The organism is Pseudarthrobacter sp. W1I19, from assembly GCF_030817835.1.
Classification (GTDB): Bacteria; Actinomycetota; Actinomycetes; order Actinomycetales; family Micrococcaceae; genus Arthrobacter.
This window is the reverse complement of sequence record NZ_JAUSZR010000001.1, coordinates 1,522,292-1,535,504: the sequence shown is the minus strand read 5'-3', so window position 1 is coordinate 1,535,504 and position 13,213 is coordinate 1,522,292. Positions and strand designations below refer to the sequence as shown.

The following is a 13,213-nucleotide window of genomic DNA, read 5'->3' as shown; positions in this document are numbered from 1 at the left end:
GGACCTTGGCGGCCCGGCACACCCGGTCAGTGGAATTAGCGCTTCTGCTTGACGATCTTTTCCTGGTCAACGTCGCCCTCAGAGATAGCGTCATGCTCCTCGTGGCCGGCGCCTACCAGGTGGTTGTCACCCTCGCCGAAAAAGCCCTTCTTGAAGTCCACGATGGCGGACTTCAGAGCTGCAACGGTGTCATCATCCAGCACGTTGGTCTGCGCCAGCGTGGTGAGGATGGAGGACTTGTGGGACAGGTGCTCCAGGAACTCCGACTCGAAGCGGCTGATGTCCTCAACCGGAACGTCATCGAGGTAGCCGTTGGTGCCGGCCCAAATGGACACAACCTGGTTCTCCACCGGGAACGGCGAGTACTGGCCCTGCTTCAGCAGTTCCATCAGGCGTGCACCGCGGGTCAGCTGCTGGCGTGAAGCGGCGTCCAGGTCCGAGGCGAACATGGCGAATGCCTGCATGTCGCGGTACTGGGCGAGGTCCAGCTTCAACGTGCCGGAGACCTTCTTCATGGACTTCACCTGTGCGGCACCACCCACGCGGGACACGGACACACCCACGTCAACAGCAGGACGCTGGTTGGCGTTGAAGAGGTCCGACTGCAGGAAGATCTGGCCATCGGTGATGGAGATCACGTTGGTGGGGATGTAGGCCGAAACGTCGTTGGCCTTCGTTTCGATCAACGGCAGGCCGGTCATGGAACCTGCGCCCAGCTCGTCGGAGAGCTTTGCACAACGCTCCAGCAGGCGGGAGTGCAGGTAGAAGACGTCGCCCGGGTAGGCTTCGCGTCCCGGCGGGCGGCGGAGCAGCAGCGACACTGCACGGTAGGCCTCAGCCTGCTTGGACAGGTCATCAAACACGATGAGGACGTGCTTGCCGCCGTACATCCAGTGCTGCCCGATGGCCGAACCGGCGTACGGTGCCAGGTACTTGAAGCCAGCGGGGTCGGATGCGGGGGACGCCACGATGGTGGTGTACTCCAGCGCGCCGTTATCCTCGAGGGTCTGGCGGATGGCGGCAATGGTTGACGCCTTCTGGCCGATTGCCACGTAGATGCAGCGGACCTGCTTGGTCACATCGCCGGAAGCCCAGTTGGCCTTCTGGTTGATGATGGTGTCGATCGCGATCGCGGACTTGCCGGTCTGGCGGTCGCCAATGATCAGCTGGCGCTGGCCGCGGCCGATCGGAATCATGGCGTCGATGGCCTTGAGCCCGGTCTGCATCGGCTCGTGCACCGACTTGCGCTGGGTCACGCCGGGAGCCTGGAGCTCCAGTGCGCGGGTGGTCTCGGCCTTGATCTCGCCGAGGTCGTCGATGGGCACGCCCAGCGGGTCAACAACACGGCCGAGGAAGGCGTCGCCGACGGGAACGGACAGAACCTGTCCCGTCCGGTGGACTTCCTGGCCTTCTTCGATACCGGTGAAGTCACCGAGGATGATAACGCCGATTTCGCGGACGTCCAGGTTCTGGGCAAGGCCCAGGGTGCCGTCCTCGAAGCGCAGCAGCTCGTTCGCCATGACCGAGGGAAGGCCCTCAACACGGGCGATGCCGTCACCAGCGGTGGTTACGCGGCCGACCTCTACGCGTTCTGCGTTTCCGGGTTCGTAGGACGCCGCGAACTCGTTCAGCGCATTACGGACGTCGTCGGCGTTGATGGTCAATTCGGCCATCTGCAGTCCCTGCTCTCCTGTTTTGTGATCATCGTTGTCCACGATGACCGGGGTTTCTATCAGTTGTGGTGTGCTTGTCCGGCTAGCCGGCCAGCTGGCGTTGCAGCTCGCCCAGGCGGGTGATGACCGAAGCGTCGAGCACTTCGTCACCGATCTGGACGCGGATGCCGCCAATAAGTGCCGGGTCAACATTGACGTTGACCTTCAGTTCCCGCCCGTACAGTGCATTCAGGCCCGCCTGGAGGCGTGCCAGCTGCGTCTGCGTCAAGGGGCGGGTCACGCTGACCGTTGCAATCCAGCGCTGCTGCCGTTTGGCCGCCAATTCAGCGAACCGTTCCACCAGCCGGGTGGCCTTGATGCCACGGGGCTGGGTGACCGCCTGCGTGATGAGGACCTTTGCTTCCTCACTCACACCGGGAACCAGCCTCTCGGCCAGCGTCGCCTTGGCTGCAGCACTGGCCTGCGGTTCGGACAGAGCACGTTGTACCTCGTGGTTGGAGGCAACGGCCTGGTTGAAGGAGAACAGATCGTTCTCCAGCTCCTCCAGGCCAGAGATTCCGGAGGCAGAAACGGCCGACTTGTTTTCAGCAACGGAAATGACCACCGTTGCGGCAAGAGTCTCGAGTGCATCGCCGATATCCCGGGCGTTTGCCCAGCGTGAGCTGGCCAGTCCACCCGCGATCTCCGCAGCATCAGCGGAGACTTTTCCGCCAACCAGCTGCCTGACCAGCGCCGACTTTTCGTCTCCGTTGCGGGACGGGTCAGTCAGGGCGCGGCGCAAGCCAGCCGAGCTGTCCACCATTCCCAGAATCCCGAAGAGTTCCTTTGCCAGCTGCAGCGACGCCGTCGGAAGCTTGGCTTCCAACTCGGCCAGGGCTGTTGCCAGCGATCCGCTCGATACGCCTGCCATTACTTAGCTGCACCTGCGTTCTGGGTCTCCAGATCTGCCAGGAAGCGGTCCACAACCCGTGCTGCACGATCGTCGTCGTTCAGCGATTCGCCGACGATGCGGCCGGCGAGGGTGGTGGCAAGGGTGCCCACCTCTGAACGCAGCGACACAACAGCCGCCTGGCGCTCGGATTCGATCTGGGCGTGGGCCTGGGCCGTGATGCGGGCAGACTCTGCAGCTGCCTTTTCCTTCAGGTCCGCGAGGATCTGGGCACCTTCGGCGCGGGCTTCCTCACGGATGCGGTTGGCTTCGGCGCGGGCGTCGGTCAGCTGCTGCTTGTACTCTTCGAGTGCAGCAGACGCCTCAGCCTGGGCCTTTTCAGCCTTTGCAATGCCGCCTTCAATGGCCTCGGCACGCTCGGCGAAGGTCTTTTCGAACATCGGGACAACGAACTTGACCACGATGAACATGAGGATGGCAAAGCCCACGAGGACAACGCCCATTTCCCAGACATTGGGAACCAGGGGGTTGACCTCGCCCTCAGTGGCGGCTGAGATGATCAGCTGATTCATATTTCACCCGTCCTTTTCTACTCGGTTCTGTAAGTTCGCTTCGTTCTAAGGACTAGAGAACGAAGGCGAAGACCAGGCCGAGGATGGCGAGGGCTTCGGTCAGCGCAAGGCCGAGGAATGCGATCGGCTGCAGGACACGCTGTGCTTCGGGCTGGCGGGCGACGCCGTTGATGTACGCAGCGAATACGAGACCAACACCGATACCACCGCCGATTGCGGACAGACCGTAACCTACGAGGTTGAGATTGCCTTCCATTTTTCTTCCTTTCAAGATGCCACCCATGTGGCAGGTTGTTTGGGTTGCTCTATCCCCGCGAGGGGAAGCTTAGGGTGCCTTAGTGGCTGTCGGCGTGAAGCGCGCCTTCGATGTAGATCGCTGTCAGCAGGGTAAACACGTAGGCCTGCAGGACCATGATCAGGGCTTCAAGCATGTACATGGCGATGGCGCCGGCCAGGACCAGGACGGAGGTTCCCTTGAGCAGCACGTTCTCCTGCATGATGAGGAACTCGATGCCGTAGCCGGCGATCATCACAATGAGGTGTCCTGCGAGCATGGTCGCGAACAGACGGAGGCTGTGCGTGACGGGCCGGACCAGGAAGTTGGAGATGATCTCGATCGGGATGACGATCGGAAGGATGAACCAGGGAACACCGGAGGGCACAGTGGCCAGCTTGAAGTAACGGAGTCCGTTCTTCTTGACGCCGATGGCGATCCAGGTGAAGTAGACAATGCCCGCCAGTACATAGGCGCCGCCGACGTGCGAGAACGTGGGGAGCTGGAAGAACGGGATGGCGCCGTAGATGTTGTTCACCAGGATGAAGAAGAACAGGCTGAACAACAGCGGGACGTACTTGATGAAGTCCCTGCCGCCGATGATGTCCTTGGCAATTCCGTTGCGGACGAAGCCGTAGGCGGCTTCACCGGCGAACTGGAGCTTGCCGGGTACCAGCTGCCGCTTGCGTGCGGCGAGCACGAAGAAGACGGCGATAAAGACGACAGAGAGGAGGACCAGCAGCATCTGCTTGGAGAATCCTTCTGCGGCACCCCACGGCAGGATTGCCGGCAAATGCATTTCGTTAATACCAGGAGGAGTAAACTCTCCTGAATCTTGGGCCGGGAGCGCAAGCGCGATCAACGCGTTTCCTCTCTGCAGTGTCCATCATTGGGCGTTGGGCGGGGACCGGCAGCCTGATGGCCTGCTGTTCCCCCTGTGAAATTATTTGGCATTAGTGTCGCCGTCCTGGGACGGCCCGCTGGCAGCATGGCGCTCCCCAGCATTTTTTCGAGAACTGGTCAGGCCATGCATGTGGGAAAGGTAAAAACCTCCGACGGCTCCAAGCAGAGCGCCTGCGAGCACAATCCAGCGCGTTCCCCACAGATAATCCAGTCCCCACCCTATCAAACTCCAGACGATGATTCCGCCAATGATGTAGCTGAATACGGCCATGCCGGCGTTGTATCCGCCGCTGGTTCCGTCGCCTGATACATCGGGAGCTGAACCCTTCGATCCCCGGTCGCCGTCGGTGCCTTCGTTGGGCTTCCTGGGATCACGCATCGGGAGTTTCCTTGGTTTCTGGATCGTTGTAGATCTGCAGGCGGGCTTTGCTGAAACCATGGATTTCTGCAGCCTGCCAGAGGACGACGGCGGTTACGGCCCCGGCGACGAACCAGCGGCCGTTCAGCCACGCCGGAGCACCGACCACAAACAGGACGGCGGCAAAACCCACAACTTTGACAAAGTAGGTGGCCACGAACATGCCGATGGCCCCGGAAGGGTTGCTGCGTCCCACAAAGTGCCCCACCAGGAGGCTGATGCCGAAGAACAGCATCACCAGCAACCCGCCGGCGGTACCGGACAGGGCGCCGCCCGGTCCTGCGAGGATTGCTGCAGGAACGGCGCACAGGACAAGTCCGGCCGCCGCGGCCAGCGAACTGCGCTTGAGGAGGTTCAGCCAGAGGGACGGCGTGGGACCGGATGCGCCAACTCTTCCGTTGCCGGACGCAGGTCCGGACTCGGCGTTGGAGGTCATTCGATCCCAATCGTCGGCACCAAAAGGCAGGTGGCCAGTAGGCAGTGTGGAGGGCAGCTTTGGCTGCCCTCAAATTCTACACGAGATAGAACAGCGTTCAGGTCACGGGCAGGCGGGTTACCTTGGACGGGCGGCGGTACCGGCGGATCAGGTCCGGGCTGGCCAGGTACAAAGCCAGCACCAGCATGCTTGCAGCGACGCACAGCGCAACAATCGGAAGCGTGGCCGTCGCCGCAACGAACCCGAGGATGATCACTGCGGCCGTGCACAGTGTGACGATTCCGGCCGACATAAGGTGCGAGAAGCCCACGTCCGTGAGCCGCTGGTAGACGTGTTCCCGGTGCGATGCGTACCACCGCTCCCCCGCCTTGATCCGGCGGAGCAGGGTGTAACCGGTGTCCGCCGCGTACACCAGGATCGGCGAGAGGACGTACTCGACGTAGACGCCGCCGAGGAAGCCGGCCACCGCGAGGGCAGCTATCGACGCACCCAACAGGTAGCTGCCGACGTCGCCCAGGAAAACCGGGCCGCGGCCCAGGTTCCATGGGAGGAAACCGAGGAAGGACATTGCCAGAACCGCGCCGCCGGCGGTCAACCAGGGCTGTTCTGACAGCAATCCGGCAACGGCGTAGGCAACCCCTGCCGTCACCCCATGAAGGCCCGAAATGCCATTGACGCCGTCCATGAAGTTGGCGATGTTGACGTAGGCGGCGATAGCCACTGCACCTAGCGGCAGCCACCAGAACGACTGGCCCGTGAGGACGATGAGTACTGCGGAGCCGGCGGCACCGATCCCGAGCTGGGCGGCTGCCCGGCCGCGGATGGACATGCCGCGCAGGTCTTCGATCCAGCCAACAGCGGCACAGGCGGCAATTATGGCCAGCACAACGGCGGATATGGAGCGGTCCACCGTGACAACCCCCAGCAGCAGCGCTGCCGCGTACCCGATCGCCGTGGCCAGGGCCGTGGCCAGGCCCATTCCGCGGATTGTCACTTTCACGTGCGATGAGCGTGCGGAGGGAACATCCACCACGCCCATCCGGACCAGCAGCGGCTTCACGGCCAGGGGGAGCAGCAGGCTGGCCGCCAGTGTGATCCCGGCCACCAGGAGCAGCGGCATCACGACGCCACCCGGATTTCACCGGCGTCGTTGGCCTCGTCGTCGGGAATGACGGCGATGCTGGCGCCCTGTTCTGCCTCGCAGCGGGCCAGCCAGATGTTGAGGTCAAGCTTGGCGGGATCCTGCTCCATGGCCCTGGTGTGCGAAATCTTCGGGTGCAGGGGGCGTTTGTCCAGTTCACCGGTGCCCACCAATTCCTCGTGCAGCTTCTCCCCCGGCCTCAGCCCGGTGTAGATGATCTCCACGTCCTTGCCCGACATCGCGATCATCCGCTGCGCCACATCCAGAATCCGGACCGGTTCGCCCATGTCCAGGATCAGCACGTCCCCGCCGGTACCGATGGCACCGGCCTGGATGACGAGCTGGCAGGCTTCGGGGATGGTCATAAAGAAGCGCGTGACGTCGGGGTCCGTAACCGTGACGGGACCGCCGACGCGGATCTGTTCGGTAAAGAGCGGCAGCATCGAGCCGCGGCTGCCCATCACGTTGCCGAAGCGGACGGAGACGTATTTCCCGGACGTCTGCCCAGCCATCCAGGCGGTAAGTTTTTCGGCAACCCGTTTGGAGTGGCCAAGGGCGGTGGTGGGGTTGGCCGCTTTATCGGTTGAGATGTTCACGAAGTGTGTGACGCCGGCGCGCTGGGCGGCGCGCAGCACGTTCAGGGTGCCGCAGACGTTCGTTTTCCAGGCTTCCACCGGATACTGCTGCAGCAGCGGCGCGTGCTTGAGGGCCGCAGCGTGGAACACCACCTCAGGACGGCGGTCCTCGAAGATGTCCAGCAGGGCTTCGCCGTCGCGGATGTTGGCCAGCACGGTATCCCGGCCTGCCAGGAGGCCGTGGCCGGTGATGGAGATCTGGGTCTGTTGCAGGCCTGTTTCGTCGTGGTCCAGCATGATCAGTTCCGCCGGATCGAACTGCACGATCTGCCGGCAGAGTTCCGATCCGATGGAGCCTCCGGCTCCGGTCACCAGCACTCGTTTGCCTTTGATGTACCCGGCAATTTCGTCAACCTCGATGTCCACCGGACGGCGTCCGATCAGGTCCTCCACCGCGACGTCGCGGAAGTCGGAGAAACCGGCAGGTGCACCGGTGCCCAGCATGTCCCGCAGCGGGGGCAGCACCAGTACGCGCACGTTCAGACCGGCCACAGCGTCCGAGATGCGGCGGACCACGGTGGCCTCGACGTTGGCGAACGCGAGGACCAGCACTTTCGCGCGGGTGCGGCGGATGATCGCCGGCAGGTCGTCGCCGCGGCCCTGCACTTGGACGCCGGAGAGCCTCAGGTGCTTCTTTGCGGGGTCGTCGTCCACCAGGCCCACTGGGAAGTACGGGGAATCCGGGTCCTGCAGCATCCTGGTCACCAGGGAGTTGCCGAGGAATCCGGCGCCGTACACCAGCGTGTTTTGGGCCCCGTCACCGGGCCGGGTCTTGCCCTCTACATAGAGGCGTTTGGCATAGCGGGCCGCGCACATAAAGAGGCAGGCGAAGGGGAAGGCGATCAGGCCCACGCTGCGGCCGATGTTGATCTCCGCATAAAGCACCAGCAGGCTCACGGTGATGGCTGCCGCCACGATGACGGTGACGAATACCAGCGCCTTTGCCTCCTGGAAGCTGCCGAACGGGTATCTGCCCCGGTACAGGGCGAGGGAGTAGCCGGCCAGCATTTGTGCCACCACCGCGATGGCGGCGATGAGGCAGGCTCCGGCGAGCTGTTCCACCCGGATGCCCATTTCGTAGCGCAGCAGCAGCGCCAGGCCGATCGCAACTACCCACGACATGGAGTCGAGGAAGAGCTGGATCCAGATCCAGAGGGCGGGCTTCTCGTCCCGTACTGCGGCAGGTCCGCGCGTTTCTGATTGTGTACTCAACGAAAGATGCAACCGACTTCCACTACCACGGCGGCCAGGCGCCTGTTTCAAAATACCCCGCCGCGAAACTGTCGGACGTCGCCGGGGCTTAGAACGATACTAATCGCTTCGGGTTCCGCTGCCCGGATACACCGGCAGCGGCGGCATGGGTTTCCACCCGGCGTCGGCAAGGATGGTGCGCGATTCGCGCCACCCTTGCCAGAGCGCACCGGACCCCTTGAGGGTCCGCTCAACGAGGACCAGGCGGACAAGTTCCTTGAGGAAGGTCAGCGCGGTACCCGCGGCGAAACCCGCCCGGTTGAATTTGCCGTGGGCCCGCAGGTAGTGCGCCACATGCCCGCGGTTGCGCATCACGTAGCGGCGGCTGAGGTCGGATGAATCGTTGAGGTGGCGCAGTCCCAGGTCAACCTGGCGCTGGGCACGGACCTTCTTGATGACAAAGGCGTTGACGTACACCACCGGGGTTTGCTGCGCGGCAAGCCAGCCGTAGATCAGGTCGTCCCATGTGATGAAGAAGCGCGGGTCCGGCAGGCCGATGTTCCGGGCCACGGAAGCGCTGATGAGCATGCCTTCAAAGTTCCCCACATTGGTACGGAACACATCGGAATGCCGGAACACGTCGCGGGAGACGGGCAGGAAAATGCCGAGTGCCTCGACAAAATGGTGCTGCCAGAAGAACGGTTTGCCGTTGGCGTCGTAGCGGCGGCCGATCATGCAGGAGTATTCGGGCGTGAACTTCTCCAGTGCCTCCACGGCGCCGGGAAGCACCTCAACGTCGTCGTCCATCAGCCACAGCCATTCGGCGCCGGACTCCAGGGCCAGTTCCACGCCGCGGGAAAACCCGCCGGCCCCGCCGATGTTCTGCTCCAGCCGTTCGTACTGGATGGGCAGCCCGGCTGCGGCGGCCCGGGCAACGACGTCCGGCGTATGGTCGCTGCTCGCGTTGTCCACCACCAGGATCCGCGCCGGGGCAGTGTCCAGCCGGGCGAAGGAATCGAGCAGGTTGCGCAGGAAGTCGGCGCGGTTGTAGGTAACGACGACGGCGTACAGGTTTTCCACGGCGGCCTAGCTGTTGGCGGACATCAGTTCCGCGGGCGAGCCGAAGCCCTTACCGCGGAAGCCGGTGGAATACGCCCTGAACCAGTGCGCCAGGCCCTTGAGGTCACCGGCCTTCAGGAAGTAATAGGGGAAGCCGACGATGTCCGCGCTGAACCAGCGCAGGTTGCGGTACTTGCGGGTCAGGTAGCCACGGTTCCGGAAATAGCAGTAGCGCTTGAACTCACCCTCGGGAATGACCGGGGTGATGAACCCGCCGAACACCGGTTTCATCTCCGTCCACGTAGCCGGGTGCTGCACGGCGACAGTGGCCAGCGTGCCGTACTTGAGCCCGGCCTTTTTCACGCGCGACAGGAAGTCTACTTCGTCGCCGCGGATAAAGAACTTCACGTCGGGGATACCGATCCGGTAGAAAACCTCGGTCCGGATCAGCGCACCGTTGAAGAAGTGAACCATGTCCGGCAGGTAGCCCATCGGAGCCAGTCTCGAGCGGTCGTTGGTGAGCAGCCCGTTGATGCGGAAGTTGAAGGACAGCCGGTTGGGGTCTGCAGTGGCGGCTACCAGGGGGCTGATGATGTCAAGCTGGTGCTCCTCTGCGGTGCGGAGGAGTTCGGCCAGGCAGCTGGCGTCTTCCGGATGGCCGTCGTCGTCCATCATCCAGATCCACTCGGCGCCGCTGGCCATGGCGGCCAGGATGGCGTACGCAAACCCGCCCGCGCCGCCAAGGTTCGCTTCGGAGCGCAGGTAGTTGATGTTCTTCGCTCCCCCGGCATTGACGACGTCGGTGGCCGGGACCGTGCCCGAGTCCACCAGGGCGATCGAATGGATGGGCGCGATCTGCTCGGCCAGGCCTTTCAAGAGCAGCGCAAGCTCCTCGTGGCGGTCAAACGTTACGGCTGCAACGGCAACTTTGGGCTGCATGTCAGTTCTCCGCATTGTTGTCGTTGGTACTGACGGCACTGCTGCCGGCCGCGCTGTGGGCTTGGGCAGCCGCGGGGCCCGCTGCCGCAGAATCCCCGGCAGTCTCCGGCGCGTCAGACGCCTCCGCCGTTACCGGCTCCTGCGGTTCTTCCGCAGCCATGGGAATCTCGCCCAAACCCAGGACACCCGGAACGTGTTCCCGGAGCTGGTCCAGGCTGACGGCTCCATTGCGCACCACACGCAGGAGGGGCCCGGTGGCGTCCACAATGGTGGAGGGCACGGCGGTCTCGCCTTCCTTCGGCCGGAAGCCGCCCTCAAGGTAGACCTCAACGGATTCTGCAAGCTGCTCGCGGGCAGCGGCGGCAGTCTGTCCTGGTGCCTGGCCGGTGCGGTTGGCAGAGGAGACGGCCAACGGGCCCGTCAGTGTCAGCAGCTCAAGGGCGATGTCATCGGCTGGCATGCGCAAGGCCACGGTCCCCTTGGTTTCGCCGAGGTCCCAGTCCAGCGACGGCTGGGCGTGCAGGATCAACGTCAATCCGCCAGGCCAGAATGCCTCGGCCAGCTTGCGGGCGTCAGCGGAGACGTCGGTGGCGAGCCCGTCGAGGGCGTTGAGCCGCGGAATCAGCACCGGTGGTGGCATGGTGCGGCTGCGCCCTTTTGATACCAGCAGCATGGTGACGGCCTGCGGTGAAAAGGCGTCGGCCCCGATGCCGTAAACCGTGTCCGTGGGGAGCACGACGCACTTCTTTTCGCTGATCGCGCGCTGCGCGTGCTCCAGGCCCTGTGCCCGCTCGTCATCACTGGTGCAGTTATAGGTTGTGGTCACTGGCCCATTCTTTCATTGCGTAGGGTCTGGTCCGCGAGCACGGCGCTGGTGGCGCGCTCCTTGCCGTTGAGGTCCCGGTGGGTGCTGATGCTGGTCCACGATCCTGACCGGCCCAGCATTGCCGCGATCCATTCCGCCTGGACTTCTGCATGTTCCATCACGAAGTAGCCGCCGGGTACCAGCAGCCGGGCGGCCGAGGCGGCTGCCGCCGTCGGAAGTTCCATACCGTCAGCTCCCCCGCCGTATAGTGCCTCTGGCGGGTCGTGCAGGGCTACTTCGGGCTCGTTGGGGATGGCCTCGGACGGGATGTAGGGCGGGTTGGAAACCACGACGTCGACCGTTCCGTTCAGCTCCTGCAGTGCGTTGCGCAGGTCCCCCAGGACGAGGTGGACGCCCAAGGGCGCCAGGTTCTTTGCCGCCCAGGCGTGGGCGAAGGGGCTGAACTCCACCGCGTGGACTTCGGCTCCGGGCACTTCGTGGGCGATGGAACCGGCTATGGCGCCGGATCCCGTACCCAGGTCCACGATCCGTGGATGAGCAAAGTCCTTGACGTGGTCAATGACCAGCTGGACCACCGATTCGGTCTCGGGGCGGGGAACGAACACGCCGGGCCCCACAGCCAGCTCGAGGTAGCGGAAGTGCGCCACGCCGGTGATGTGCTGGAGCGGAATCCGGCTGGCCCGCTCGGCCACAAGGGCTTCGTAGCCTTCCGGTGCCGGCGTGTCACCGAGCATCATGGCGCGGAGCCGGCCCAGTCCCACGTTCAGCAGGTGGTCGGCGAGCAGTTCCGCGTCCACGCGCGGGCTGGGAACACCGGCGTCGCGCAGGATTGCCGTGGCCGCAGTGACGGCGTCAGCGAGCGACTGGCCTTGCCCGAATGTCATGTCCTGAATGTCGTGTCCTGATGTCCAGCGAGGAACTAGTCGCCAATGGCGTCCAGGCGTGCCTGTTCGTCCATCTCGATCGCGGACTGGATGACCGGTTCCAGGTCGCCGTTCATGACCTGGTCCAGGTTGTAGGCCTTGTATCCGGTGCGGTGGTCCGCAATGCGGTTTTCCGGGTAGTTGTAGGTGCGGATGCGCTCCGAGCGGTCCATGGTGCGGATCTGGGACTTCCGCTGGGCCGAGTTTTCGGCGTCGATCTGCTCCTGCTGGTGGGCGAGGATGCGGGCACGCAGGACGCGCATGCCGGCCTCGCGGTTCTGCAGCTGCGACTTTTCGTTCTGCATGGCCACCACGATTCCGGTGGGAAGGTGGGTGATGCGCACCGCTGAGTCGGTGGTGTTCACCGACTGGCCGCCAGGACCGGAGGACCGGTAGACATCGATCTTGAGGTCGTTCTGGTTGATCTCGAGCTCTTCGGGTTCGTCCACTTCGGGCAGGACCAGCACGCCGGCGGCCGAGGTGTGGATGCGGCCCTGGGATTCGGTGACCGGAACGCGCTGCACGCGGTGCACGCCGCCCTCGAACTTGAGCCGCGCGAACACCCCCTCGGCCGGATCGTTCGAGTTGCCCTTGACGGCCATCTGGACGTCCTTGTAACCGCCGAGGTCCGACTCAGTGGCGGAGATGATCTCGGTCTTCCAGCCGCGGGTTTCCGCGTAACGGCTGTACATCCGCAGGAGGTCCGCGGCGAACAGGGCCGCCTCGTCGCCGCCTTCACCACCCTTGACCTCAAGGATCACGTTGCGGGCGTCGTCAGGATCGCGCGGGATGAGCAGGCGGCGCAGTTTCGCCGCAGCAACCTCCAGCGCCTCCTCCAGTTCAGGAACCTCGGCAGCGAACTCAGGATCCTCGTCAGCCATCTCCTTGGCAGCAGCAAGATCGTCCCGAATGCCTTCCCACTTGTGGTAGGCCTCTACGATGCCATTAAGCTGAGCCGACCGCCGCCCCAGCTTCCGGGCAAGCCGCTGGTCAGCATAAACAGCCGGATCCCCCAGCTGCGCCTGGATAGCATCATGCTCATCAAGCAGGCCCTGTACGGACTCAAACATTTTTCAAAACCTCTTTCGACTTGTACAAGTCTAGTGATGCGACTGCGAAGGAAGACAAACCGGGAAGGCGACCAGACTGAAGAGCCGTTCGGTTTTGCCGCCCCGGGAGTGTGGCATCGGGCCTGCCGGAGCTGGGCGGCTAACGATCGAAGATCGAAAGCCGCCCAGCGTAGGGGCGGGGGCGGCAAAACCGAACGGCGAAGGCGGGGACGGAAAACCCGCGCGGCGAACCACGCGAGGAATCCGCACCCCGCCCCGAACTCA

General features: G+C 63.9%; 14 protein-coding genes. All 14 read right to left on the bottom strand.

The genetic code is table 11. The annotated features are described in order from the left end of the window. Positions 1–35: 35 nt before the first annotated feature. Positions 36–1,673, bottom strand: a complete 1,638-nt coding sequence (gene atpA / locus QF038_RS07155) for a F0F1 ATP synthase subunit alpha (protein WP_142037917.1) — start codon at positions 1,671–1,673, stop codon at positions 36–38. An 82-nt stretch (positions 1,674–1,755) separates the two neighbouring features. After that, positions 1,756–2,583, bottom strand: coding sequence for a F0F1 ATP synthase subunit delta (locus QF038_RS07150; RefSeq protein WP_307609518.1), 828 nt, complete (start codon positions 2,581–2,583; stop codon positions 1,756–1,758). Beyond that, positions 2,583–3,134 carry a F0F1 ATP synthase subunit B gene (locus tag QF038_RS07145; RefSeq protein ID WP_091415703.1) on the bottom strand — a complete coding sequence of 184 codons (552 nt, stop codon included), beginning with the start codon at positions 3,132–3,134 and terminating at the stop codon, positions 2,583–2,585. Before QF038_RS07145 ends, QF038_RS07150 begins: the two co-directional genes overlap by 1 nt. Before the next feature lie 52 nt (positions 3,135–3,186). Beyond that, positions 3,187–3,390: an ATP synthase F0 subunit C gene (atpE, locus tag QF038_RS07140; protein WP_009356484.1), complete on the bottom strand. Its 204-nt coding sequence runs from the start codon at positions 3,388–3,390 to the stop codon at positions 3,187–3,189. A 79-nt stretch (positions 3,391–3,469) separates the two neighbouring features. Beyond that, positions 3,470–4,270: a F0F1 ATP synthase subunit A gene (atpB, locus tag QF038_RS07135; protein ID WP_307609517.1), complete on the bottom strand. Its 801-nt coding sequence runs from the start codon at positions 4,268–4,270 to the stop codon at positions 3,470–3,472. Positions 4,271–4,351: 81 nt separating this feature from the next. Continuing rightward, positions 4,352–4,690 carry an AtpZ/AtpI family protein gene (locus QF038_RS07130; RefSeq protein WP_307609516.1) on the bottom strand — a complete coding sequence of 113 codons (339 nt, stop codon included), beginning with the start codon at positions 4,688–4,690 and terminating at the stop codon, positions 4,352–4,354. After that, complete coding sequence (locus QF038_RS07125) at positions 4,683–5,165, bottom strand: hypothetical protein (RefSeq protein WP_307609515.1); 483 nt, start codon at positions 5,163–5,165, stop codon at positions 4,683–4,685. Before QF038_RS07125 ends, QF038_RS07130 begins: the two co-directional genes overlap by 8 nt. A gap of 97 nt (positions 5,166–5,262) precedes the next feature. Continuing rightward, a complete protein-coding gene (locus QF038_RS07120) occupies positions 5,263–6,285 on the bottom strand; it encodes a glycosyltransferase family 4 protein (protein ID WP_307609514.1) in 1,023 nt (340 codons plus the stop codon). Beyond that, on the bottom strand, positions 6,285–8,153 hold the full coding sequence (locus QF038_RS07115; RefSeq protein ID WP_307609513.1) for a nucleoside-diphosphate sugar epimerase/dehydratase: 1,869 nt from the start codon (positions 8,151–8,153) through the stop codon (positions 6,285–6,287). The genes QF038_RS07120 and QF038_RS07115 overlap by 1 nt, the downstream gene beginning before the upstream one ends. A gap of 99 nt (positions 8,154–8,252) precedes the next feature. After that, a complete protein-coding gene (locus QF038_RS07110; RefSeq protein ID WP_307609512.1) occupies positions 8,253–9,212 on the bottom strand; it encodes a glycosyltransferase in 960 nt (319 codons plus the stop codon). Between the two features lie 6 nt (positions 9,213–9,218). Further along, on the bottom strand, positions 9,219–10,130 hold the full coding sequence (locus tag QF038_RS07105; protein ID WP_307609511.1) for a glycosyltransferase: 912 nt from the start codon (positions 10,128–10,130) through the stop codon (positions 9,219–9,221). Between the two features lies 1 nt (position 10,131). Continuing rightward, a complete protein-coding gene (locus QF038_RS07100; protein WP_307609510.1) occupies positions 10,132–10,956 on the bottom strand; it encodes an L-threonylcarbamoyladenylate synthase in 825 nt (274 codons plus the stop codon). Continuing rightward, complete coding sequence (gene prmC / locus QF038_RS07095) at positions 10,953–11,840, bottom strand: peptide chain release factor N(5)-glutamine methyltransferase (RefSeq protein WP_307609509.1); 888 nt, start codon at positions 11,838–11,840, stop codon at positions 10,953–10,955. The genes QF038_RS07100 and prmC overlap by 4 nt, the downstream gene beginning before the upstream one ends. A 35-nt stretch (positions 11,841–11,875) precedes the next feature. Continuing rightward, a complete protein-coding gene (prfA, locus tag QF038_RS07090; protein WP_307609507.1) occupies positions 11,876–12,949 on the bottom strand; it encodes a peptide chain release factor 1 in 1,074 nt (357 codons plus the stop codon). Between the last annotated feature and the right edge of the window lie 264 nt (positions 12,950–13,213).